A 10617-nucleotide genomic window follows, 5' to 3' on the forward strand; every position below is an offset into this window, starting at 1 on the left:
CACATGAGAGTCTGGGTAACCTGCCGCCGGCAGCTTACCGAGAAAAACTGGAAAATTCTAATTTAGAACTGTGTCATTAATGGGGAAGTGGACAATAGAGCCTGACTATTATGAAAACTTTGCAGAAAGAAAAAACCTTTATGCCAAAATAGCACGAGGTGAAAGAGCCCCAAGTAAAAACATTCGTAAATTATTTCCCGAGTTAGAGTCTACCTGGAAGTCACCTATTTGGGAGGCGCTTGAGTTAGGTGGTGAGCCCAAAGATACTTTCGTTGAATTCTACCAAAGTCTTCCTATAAAGTTTCAGAAAATAGTTTTCTCTAAGGATAGCTCCCCTAAAAATGGTTTTAAAATTGGTGTATCTCAACCGCAGATTAAAGCTATTCAAAACTTTTGCTGCGAAAATGCATTAGCATGCTTAATAGCGTTGAATGCACAACCAAAAGAAATGTGTATAGCTTGTGGAGGTAACCTAGAAATACCGCTAAACAATTCACTTTTAGATCACTTTGCTGTTAGCCCCATTAATTACTTTAATCAAGAAATATTAGAGTACGTCTTTGAGAAGTTAATACGAATAAAAGATGAACGGTACTATGAAACTTTTCCTGAAGAAAAGGCTAAATGGCTTATTCCCAATCTGCATTCATCCTTCATGCTAAATAAAAAAATATATATTCTAAAACTAGCAAGGTATTTGATTAGTGACCTATTTCCTGAAGAAGAAAAAAAATTACTAGCAATATGCAGAAAACTTAACACAAACAAAATATTCGAAGAATTAGTATTTCTTCAGCATTCCTATATTTCAAAGCCACAATTACTAAATGAAGTCATTATAAAATTTAATGATAATTTGCCTAATTCAAAACAAATCAACATATTGAGTTTTCGAGTTAAGTTGACTCAGTTTCTAAAGGTTCACAAACCTTAAACATTATTCTAAGCAACAGTTCCCCCTAAAATTGCCACTTTTCTCTGACACAAATAAGAGGGAATAAAGCATATAAATCGTTAAAAATGGACAAATAGTTCTTCGTCTCTGATTTTAGCCAACTATTTTATTGTCTCTTAAAGAGGCGTTGATTCCTTAAAAATTCAAACAATCTTGTAACAGATAAAGAAAAATTGAGGCGCTAAATAGAACACTGGATATAGCGAATAGTCGCACCGTATTGCAAGATCGAAAAAAACTACAGACCATGACTAGACTTAATACTACAGCGGTAGTTAATGGAACTTTTTTGTGTGGGTTAAATTGAGAGGTTTGTAAATTACTCATTCGAATTACCATTAGTCTTACTCTCGATTTTCAAGCCAGTTCTTCGTTAACCGGCAATCGAGGATAATAGCTAAAATGGTATGGTTCAATGTCATCGACTTTGCCATCACGAAGGGCTTCCCTAGAACCAAGGGAATTAAAATATAAAGGTAAGTGTCCTGACTGTCAAAGCTAAGATGTACATCAATGAACGGGGCTTTGCTGACTTAAAAACTCTTAATAATTGAAACTGATAATTCAAGTTAAGACTTATTAATTTTGGCCCCAAAATGACACTTATGATCAACCTGAGACGTATCTTTCTTGCTTAAATAATAAATTGGGGCACATACCAAATGTTCTTTTTTCATATTTAGTAAAATACTTTCCGTATTAGTCACAATGACTATCAAATCTTTCCTTAACAGTATTACTCTTCCTTCGAGTTGATTACCATACGCATCATTAACAATTGAACATCCTGGCACATGGCCTATTTTTTCTTCAATTTTATCTAACGGTTGGCATACAGGTTTAGAAATTATAGCTTTACCTTTATCAAGGCCTACACTGTATGATGCCGAAAGTAGTCCCCATGTAGTTAATAGCAAAACAAAAACCAGTATCATAAAAACTGAAAAAGTGAAAAAACCCAAAAGTGGATAGGTAATCATTTTTTTTAGCCATTCCGGTAAGCTAAGCTTTTTCCAGTTAAATTCGTTAGATTTACTTTTCTTGGGCGTAGGTTTATCAAGAATCAAGTAAGCGTAGAATCCAAGGACGATAGCTATAAATAACAACATTTCCCATCTCAGGCTGACAAAATCAATAATAGCTTTCAACCACACGTCGTTAAATGCTCTTAGTGCCAATACAGTTTGGAATGATGATTCCTGAGGAGATAAAGCTAATTCATATTAGCCTAACCCTAATCCTTCAATTTTTCCTTTTAGAAAGCTATAACCAACAAAATGATTGATAGCGGCAATAGCACTACCAACAATAGCTAATATAGAAAGCTTGGTAACTATTCTTTCAACCCTTCCATCGTTTTTCTTCGATAATTTAGTTTCTTCCATGTGTTTTCCTAAGCTTTTACTCTCTAAAAATTAATAAAAAGCACCAATAATATTTTGAATTTATTCAGTAAATTTAACCTTATATGTTTCTAGATAAGATTACTATTCAAACCAAAATTTATAGCTTAATTATGTCGAGGAAAACACAGCCGCTTCATGCTCAATCTTCTGAGGTATACAGCAGTGCCAAATGCGTAGTCACCGCCTACCGAACCTACAGCATAAATAACTATCGCCATACTTGGTAAAATTCAATAATATAAGCAGCTTATAATTTAGGGATATGTGTATTCTTACCGATATAAAAGTTGGCCTTTGTAGTTCAAAAAAGGAAGTAAATAATGGATAAAGTTGTATTAATGGACGCTGTACCATCGATAATGTCGGCTATAGCAGGTGTAGCAGCTGCGATAGCTGCTTTTTTTTCTCTAAAAATAAGTAAAGAGGCAAAAGATATTGCGAAACAAAGCGCATTAGCTGCCCAACACCATACAGCTGCAAGTTTGCTATCAGATTCAATAGTGAAGCTAAAAGAAACAACTGAAGAGCTTTCAAATTTTTCACAAGACCTCGTACATAATTGGTCAAGCCACATAGGGCGTAAAGACGAAAGCTCTAAAGGTGGAGTTAATCCCAGACCATTACGACATGTGTTATCAAATGCCGCGGGAATGTTAGTAACACATGCTATTGAATCTCAAAAATCGCCTAGGCATGTTCATAGCTTAATGTATTCAATAGTAAGGGATGGTGTGCGAAACCTGAACGAAGATGAGTTCAAATCACTGCTAAAAAAAGCAGATCATTCTTATACAGATTTTGAAGGTGTATTGGGCAGACCTTCAATTAAGGGCTGTATTACGGAATCGAGAGCGTTTAGGTGGGCGTTTTACCAATTATCTAAAAGAGTTGCTAAAAGTGAGTGGAAATGCCTTTGGGACTCTACATGGCAAGAAGATGGTTGGCTTTACTTATATGAAAAGCACTACTCAAATGTAAAACCAACGATTGCTGATATTAATCAGTCGCTAAAGTATGAAAAAGCAAAACTTGCTCACACCGTATTTCCTCTCGAATCAAACCCGAGACTTTCATCAAATTATAACAAGGTAATATCTATCACAGATTCGCTGCTTGAGGACTGTGATTTAGACTCGATTAAACCATATATAAATTGCTCATATGAACCAGATTTTATTGAGTTAATAGTTTATTCAATGGGCATCGCCGAGCTAACGTCTACCGTCATAGAAGACTTGTATAAGTATGATTTGAGCTAAAAAAGAGCAAAAATAAAAATGGAAAAGCGAACATTATTTATAAAACCAAGCCGGCCTATCCAAGGTGATATTAAGCTAGATCCTGTGTTAATCGTCCGAAATAAACTAGAAGACATTGAGACAACAATTGTTTTGGATACAAATATTCTTATCGGCATGGAGAAAGTAGTTGATAATGGTAATAAATGGGCTTCAGTCAAGAAACAAGGATTACATAATTTAGTTAAACTTCTGCAAAGAAGCCCCCCTGAAAGCGTATGTTTATCTCCAGGTTTGGCTCTAAACGAAATGCCTCCAGAGCTAGCTCAAGAATCTCGAAAAAAATATGAAACTTTCTGCTCTGTGCACCTACCTGGTTATGTTGACGCACCTAATTGCATACATTCAGAATATGAAGGAAAGAAAAAAGATTACGGTTATGATGACCTAGCACCAGAGTCAAAGGCTGCTCTAGCAATCCCTTTTACGTGTCTTCTGTATCTAAATTTAATCGACAATAAATTTAAAGGTAAGCCGATTGAAAAATTCAAAGAATTTTTAGATAAACTAGAAAACAAAGTTGACTGCTTAAGCTCTGCAGAGATTGAAATAGCAAAATATTGCTTTGCAGAGCCCCCATCTACTTGTAGAGAAACTATTGAGTTAAGAAAAAAGATCAGAAAAAATTTTCTTAAGACTGGCGATGAAAAGCTGCCTAAAGACGCATCTGAAGTATTAGGTATCGCATTTAATGGAGCCTGTGATATTCATCTATTGCAAGCAGCTAATTTTTTCGATCAAAATGGTATTGATGGTGTAAAACAAGATTCCTGGATTGCAACCAAAGATAAAAAGTTAGTCGAGTTTTGCAATGTCTTTCATCACGTAAATACCGATGGTGAAGTTGGCAAACACGCCGCAAAAATAGTTCACCCTGAACACTCAAGAGATATTTATTGGATGTTAGCTGATAGCGAATTTAGTATAAGAAGTTTTATTAGAAGACAAGCTCATGAGTCGAAAGAGCTTGAGCTCGAAACCTTGATTCAAGTTGCTGATGAGGCAATTAAAGATATTAAAGAAGCTTTCGAATAGTTGAACCCTGTATTTTCCCCAAGTAAACCGTACATATTTTGATTTTTCTATCATTCTATGTTTCTACTTGCGACTTAAAATCGCTAAATATTTAATTGAAAATCAGACAAGTAGCCACATTTACTATAAGAGGTATAGGAGAGAATAATGTCGCTAGAACAAACAAAGGCTCAACTACTTGCTTCAACAGAATCTGAGGAAAAGCTACTTGAAGAAATCGACAGGCTATATTTCCAAGAAATTCAGTCAGACGATAAATCATTACAAAGAGCGCTATCTGAACTGCACAACTCGAAAGATATTAACTTAATTAGTTTAATAGGAAATATAGATAGAAGTTCTTGTGAGCAAGACTTTTTTGCACTTCTACATGTATTTGAAGGTGCTATACCTTTATTAGAGGATAATACTGAAAATATTCTGAATTGCCTAACTAACCTAACTATACAGGCTGGTAGGGATCTAGCTGTTGGTGGAGTCTATAGAGCTTTTCAGGATTACTGCAGCTTAAGTTTAAGTCGTGCTAGAGAAAGTATCCTGATTATACTCAATCAACATAAACTAGACCCATATGCCCCGTTTCTGTCCAACGCTATCTTAGCGTACCCTAAAGATAATTTAGTTGAAGCTATCCAAACAGCTGAAAAGCTAATAGCACATGAGAACGAATTTGTCAGACGTCAGGGCTATTTTTCTCTAAGCATGCTTGATGTAGAGGAGGTACAAGCTAGCATCATTTGGAAATTATTTAGTATTAGCGCCAATAATGAAGAAGATAACGACTGCTGTGCGTCATTACTGAGAGCGGTACTCCGCTTTGGCGAAAAATTTCCACACTATTGGCAAGAAGTTGAAGGGTTACTAACAACAATTAACAACACAAACTCCCCTGAGGCACAGTATACGATATCTGATATTCTTGCCTTTCAACAGGCAGAAATTCCCGAAAATATACTTCTTTTATTGATACAAAATTTAACCAACATTTCTCCGGAGCATAAAGGCATAGTTGATAAAGTTGACCATGTATTAGTTAAGCTAGTAGAAAAAGGTCAAGTCGATTCAGCGATCAATATTCTTGAATCTGTAATATCTGATAATGTTAAGTTCTCATCGCTAGACTATTTCTCCAGCGAGTTATTGAGTAAGCATCAAAATTTAGTCAATCATCTAGTAACAAAGTGGTTCTTATCTGGGGAAACGGCACTTTGTCATGGCATATTAGACCTCATACATGACTCAACAGACAAGAATATTGAAATTCAGGCTGACACGGCATTACTCACTGACGAAGCAAGTAAGTTATTTGTATGCCGTAAAGCTATTGGCTGGTTATTTATGAGACCAATTGCTGCTGCCAGCTTAATTTTATCCATCTACGACTCTGTTTCTACCCAATCACATAACGATCTTGAGCATGCTTTATTTTCACCACTATTTCTAAGCTATCCAGGGGAGCTTAGTAGATATTTTCAGTCATGCATTGAAAGTGAGGTTCAAGTTCAACTTTGCCAAAACTTGCTAGACAAACTCCAAGCCTATAATGCTGACCTTGGACAAGTTGCTGGCTTGAAAGAGTTGCGAGCACCCAGTGAAAATGTCAATGCATACTGGAAACAATTCAATAAAAGCATGTCAGAAGCTCACGAAGAAGCGTCAAAGTCTTCAATCGTCAACTTGTTTACCACACAAAGGCTGTTGTATGGAAATAGTTCTATTTACTACGTACATACTGGCAATGGAGAGCGTGTACGCCAAGAGATGCAAATGCAATCAATATCTCACTCCGCCGAGTTACCTAGGCTAAATGTCCTAGATCCAGAAGTTTTAGATTACACCCTACGAGTTTACCGAAATGAGAGATTTATAAATGAAGTTAATTCTTAAACAATATTTGGCTTCATTAAAGGAGCGAAGTGAATTAGATGCTGTATTACCCGATTTACTTAGTTCTATGGGAATGAATGTATTCATTTCACCAACACGAGGAGTTAAAGAGTACGGTGTTGATATTGCTGCTGTTGGAAGCGTAAATGACGGCAACGAAAAAGTTTATTTATTTTCAGTTAAGTCTGGCAATCTTACTCGCGAAACATGGAGTAATGGAGCCGTTCAAGCACTTAGACCTTCATTAGAAGATATACAAGATTCATTTATACCTAGCCGCCTACCTCCTGAACATCGCAATAAACCAATTGTTATTTGCCTTTGTTTTGGCGGTGATGTCAATTCTGGAATAAGGCAGGAAGTTTCAGGCTACGAAAAGCGAAACACAAGAGATAATGTTTCTTTTGAAGAGTGGAATGGTGACAAGTTAGCTGAACTTATTCAGCAGTTTTTATTAAAGGAAGAATTGTTACCTAGTTCAAGTCAAGCCTTACTCAGAAAATCCTTAGCCATACTAGAAGAGCCTGAAAGCTCATATAGGTACTTCTTAAATTTAATTGACGAAGTATTATCGGAAGCAACTGACGCAGCCTCAATTGCTTCTTCCATAACACGATTAAACATCTGTCTTTGGGTTCTATTTTCTTGGTGTCGTGAAGAAAACAACCTAGAATCTTCATATATATCAGCTGAATCAGCGTTATTGTTTGCTTGGGAGAAGGTTAAAGAGTATTACACTGGCAGAAACAAGGCATCTAAGACATTTGATGCCATCCTAGATACATACCAGACAATTACAGATTCGTATGTAGATCAATGCGTAATTCCATATGTTGGGCTAAAATACGCCCTTTCTCATGCAGTTCAATCCCCATGTTCAATTGACGTTAACATCAAGCTATTTGATGTTCTAGGTCGATTAGCAATTAAAGGGCATTGGATATTAGACTCTCTATCTAAAAGCTACGTTTCAACCCCACCAACAGGTGAAGAAAGTGAAGAGCAAACGCAACTTATTGAACGCCTGAATGGAATAACAAAAGCTATTAACCAACTGGTAATTAACAACCCTATATTATTAACACCTTATAAAGATTCACAAGCAATTGAGGTTGGCTTGGCGGTTACTCTACTTTCAAATAATTCTGATACTGATAGCTTTGTAAGAAGTTGGCTAATCGAGATGATCAACAAAAGCCTATTTTCTTTTGCCAGCAATGGGATGTATCCAATTGCTGAAGAGACATACGAAAAGCTCCTAGAACACAGAAATAAAGATAAAGCTGATGCCAGCTATAAGCAGAAAGCTACAAATGCTAGTATCCTGTACCCACTGCTAGCAGTGTTTAGCAAGCTTTATAATTTGGATGAAATTGGTCAAGAACTGGAGAGTTTCGCAAAAGATAAACTATCGCACTGCACTCTACAATATTGGTACCCTAATGAATATAGTGAGCAACATATGTACTCGAATGTTGATTTGCATGGTTCAGCATCAACTAACTTTCCAATGAATGGTGATCAAGCTTTAGATCATATTTCCAATGAGTGTACCCATGCAGACTTCTTCAAACAAATGTCTGCTGTTATCAAGGAGAAAGCTCCGCTTGTGCTAACAGCCTGTCGCTGCTATCGATACCCTGTGCCTTTCCACTTCATTGAAGATTTGATAACAATGGTAGACAAACAGGTAGAAAGCTGTGATTGAAGATAAAAATATGGTTGATATTTGTACGACTCAACCTTGAAAACTATGAATAATTAATGGTAACTCATATCTCATATTAGGCCTTTGACTTGCAGCTATGAAACAGGAAAGGACATAAGAAATATTGATTTATCGAGACCTAACAAGGTAGCATGTCCTGCAAGTTCTAAACAGTAAGCGTTTTGTTTCAAAAGGAAAGCATGTCTACAGTTTCGACTATAAGTGGTACTCAAATAATTGATGGTATTGAGTACAACGAATATCCTGCACCAGATTCTCTTATAAAGGCTATGGAATCAGTTTGGGCGATGCAGTTAATTGCACAAGGTAACATTAGGTTAAGTCCATTATCTTATTATCAAAATTTAGAAAGTGATGAATTAGGAGATAATTTAGAAGGGCTTGGTGAACTCCAAATTAACTCGCACCCTTATGCAACTAGCTCTATTAACGAGATATTCGTTTGGTGTTGTGCTAATCCTGAAACAGAGTTTTCTAGATTGTTATCGCTAGATAATGCTTATGATGTAATTATTCAAATAACTAACCCTGTTGAGTTTGTTAATCGCATTTCAACTGCTCTAAGAGATAACAATTATCGCTTTTCACACCCTCATGTGGGTAGGGTTAATTATAATCGTTCAGATGAAGTTACAATAGATAGACTTCAGGAACAAATGTGGCACTGGAATACCTTTCAAAAAAGCGCATCCTATGAGCATCAAAATGAATTTCGAATCGTATTATCGGATCTATCATTTACTCTCGCTAGAGGTGAGGCTATAAATCTATCCATTGGCAACTGTGAAGATATAATTGAGTTAATTGAAACATAGCAAGCACCTGAATAGGTGCCTTTACAAATGTCCATTGAACTATTTAGGTACCAATAATAATTTAAAACAAGGAGCTGTTTTTGAATGATTTGAGAACTATTAGTATTCCTAAGATCACTGATGATGAGAAATTTGAATTTTTGTGTCGTGACATTTATCGAAATGATACTACTTATGAACTTGTTGAATTAAATGGAAGACGCGGTCAATCTCAGCAAGGCGTAGACATTTTTGCCAGAGAAGCAACTTCTGGTAACTGGATTGGTATTCAATGTAAGTGCAGAGCGTCAGGAATACAATTAACTAAAGCAGATATTCAAACTGAAGTAAATAAAGCAAAAGGGTTCAATCCGTCGATTCACACATTGTTCATATATACATCTTGTGAACGTGACGTGAAAGTTCAAGAAATCGTTCGAAATATAAATACAGCAAATTATCTTAAGTTTGTCGTTGAGATCAAATTTTGGAATGATATAGAAGAAGCACTTAAAGAAAATCAAAATTACAGCATTTACTATCGTTATTACAATAAGTTTTTTACAGATAATTTAACACTTGGTCACGCAGTATCTAAGCTGTTCAACTTAGATCTATGTTTCAATGATCAGTTTGATACGCATTATGAATTAATGCTAGGCAAAATTCCTAATTATCAAAATAACCACCACACTAATGCCAACTATTACCGAGGGACATATTTCTTTGTAAATTTGACACAAAACCTAAGTGAAACGTTTACGGTACCTTGCTACGATTCTGATTTGATAGAAGTATTTCCGAATCGAATTGATCGTCACCGCATATGCAATTGGTTAAATGAGTTGGGAAGCATTGATGATTTCATTTCCTCAGAAGCTAGCAGTCATAGGTTTTCTATGACTTCCGAGCAAAGAGCAGAGTTTATGAATGATGAATAGTAAATGTATATATCTCACGAAAGAAGGACAAATAGCAGTTGGCCCAGCTTCTTTGTCGCTTATATACGCCTATTAAATTTCACCTGGCGGTTCAAATTAAGGCTGGTCGACATCACCAATTGCAATTAGCTGTACTAGCTCACAGATAAACTCGAACTTTCATTTTTTTAGCCTGCCAAATTCTTTAAATCCAAATGATAGAATTAGCTAGAAATAAATTTATAAGTAATTGTTAAACCGACCTTTCGGCCATTTTATGCTTTAGTAACTCGGCCAAGTTATGGTTTGATGCACACATTAATACCCACTAACTAAAATACAATTTAAACTCTACGGATCGGTAGCGGATCGGATTTACCAAGTTTCTGTTGTTGAATATCAACAAAAACTAACTTCATGCTTTTCATAAATTTTGAAATGATACCAACTCTATTAAATATTTAGCCAACTTAGCACTTCATTAGCGCGCTTAAAACACGCTAAATAATTTAAGCATAGTCGCTCTATGGTTCGATTATTTAGGGAAGTTATCAGGGCGCTAATGAGTTCCCAAGGGCGAGTTTAAAAGGGTT

The 10617-nt window shown here is 35.9% G+C and carries 9 protein-coding genes; 7 read left to right on the forward strand and 2 right to left on the reverse strand.

The features are described from left to right. Positions 1-79 precede the first annotated feature (79 nt). Complete coding sequence (locus tag BI291_RS15810; protein WP_074499877.1) at positions 80-934, forward strand: hypothetical protein; 855 nt, start codon at positions 80-82, stop codon at positions 932-934. Positions 935-1524: 590 nt separating this feature from the next. Here BI291_RS15810 and BI291_RS15815 read toward each other — a convergent pair. Then, positions 1525-2103, reverse strand: coding sequence for a hypothetical protein (locus BI291_RS15815; protein WP_139302643.1), 579 nt, complete (start codon positions 2101-2103; stop codon positions 1525-1527). 75 nt (positions 2104-2178) lie between these two features. Beyond that, positions 2179-2340 (reverse strand): hypothetical protein, encoded by a 162-nt coding sequence (locus BI291_RS18470; RefSeq protein ID WP_175573145.1) that lies wholly within the window; start codon positions 2338-2340, stop codon positions 2179-2181. A 341-nt stretch (positions 2341-2681) separates the two neighbouring features. Between BI291_RS18470 and BI291_RS15820 the strand changes: the two genes are divergently transcribed. The 6 genes from BI291_RS15820 to BI291_RS15845 all read left to right on the forward strand — a co-directional run bounded on the left by BI291_RS15820 (position 2682) and on the right by BI291_RS15845 (position 10045). Next, positions 2682-3620, forward strand: a complete 939-nt coding sequence (locus BI291_RS15820; protein ID WP_083602127.1) for a hypothetical protein — start codon at positions 2682-2684, stop codon at positions 3618-3620. 18 nt (positions 3621-3638) lie between these two features. Next, positions 3639-4694, forward strand: coding sequence for a hypothetical protein (locus BI291_RS18350; protein WP_074499883.1), 1056 nt, complete (start codon positions 3639-3641; stop codon positions 4692-4694). Between the two features lie 147 nt (positions 4695-4841). Next, complete coding sequence (locus tag BI291_RS15830; RefSeq protein ID WP_074499885.1) at positions 4842-6581, forward strand: hypothetical protein; 1740 nt, start codon at positions 4842-4844, stop codon at positions 6579-6581. Continuing rightward, entirely contained in the window at positions 6565-8289 is a 1725-nt protein-coding gene (locus BI291_RS15835; RefSeq protein WP_074499888.1) for a hypothetical protein, read from the forward strand. The genes BI291_RS15830 and BI291_RS15835 overlap by 17 nt, the downstream gene beginning before the upstream one ends. 200 nt (positions 8290-8489) lie before the next feature. Then, entirely contained in the window at positions 8490-9125 is a 636-nt protein-coding gene (locus tag BI291_RS15840) for a hypothetical protein (protein ID WP_254849600.1), read from the forward strand. An 80-nt stretch (positions 9126-9205) separates the two neighbouring features. Continuing rightward, positions 9206-10045, forward strand: a complete 840-nt coding sequence (locus BI291_RS15845) for a hypothetical protein (RefSeq protein WP_074499893.1) — start codon at positions 9206-9208, stop codon at positions 10043-10045. The last annotated feature ends 572 nt before the right edge of the window (positions 10046-10617 follow it).

The sequence above is a fragment of the Thalassotalea sp. PP2-459 genome (assembly GCF_001913705.1).
GTDB classification, from domain to species: domain Bacteria; phylum Pseudomonadota; class Gammaproteobacteria; order Enterobacterales; family Alteromonadaceae; genus Thalassotalea_C; species Thalassotalea_C hakodatensis.

Coding starts and splice junctions, on each gene's coding strand:
- BI291_RS15830 (WP_074499885.1), top strand. CDS start 4,842: ATGTCGCTAGAACAAACAAAGGCTCAACTACTTGCTTCAACAGAATCT.
- BI291_RS15840 (WP_254849600.1), top strand. CDS start 8,490: ATGTCTACAGTTTCGACTATAAGTGGTACTCAAATAATTGATGGTATT.
- BI291_RS15820 (WP_083602127.1), top strand. CDS start 2,682: ATGGATAAAGTTGTATTAATGGACGCTGTACCATCGATAATGTCGGCT.
- BI291_RS18350 (WP_074499883.1), top strand. CDS start 3,639: ATGGAAAAGCGAACATTATTTATAAAACCAAGCCGGCCTATCCAAGGT.
- BI291_RS18470 (WP_175573145.1), bottom strand. CDS start 2,340: ATGGAAGAAACTAAATTATCGAAGAAAAACGATGGAAGGGTTGAAAGA.
- BI291_RS15810 (WP_074499877.1), top strand. CDS start 80: ATGGGGAAGTGGACAATAGAGCCTGACTATTATGAAAACTTTGCAGAA.
- BI291_RS15835 (WP_074499888.1), top strand. CDS start 6,565: ATGAAGTTAATTCTTAAACAATATTTGGCTTCATTAAAGGAGCGAAGT.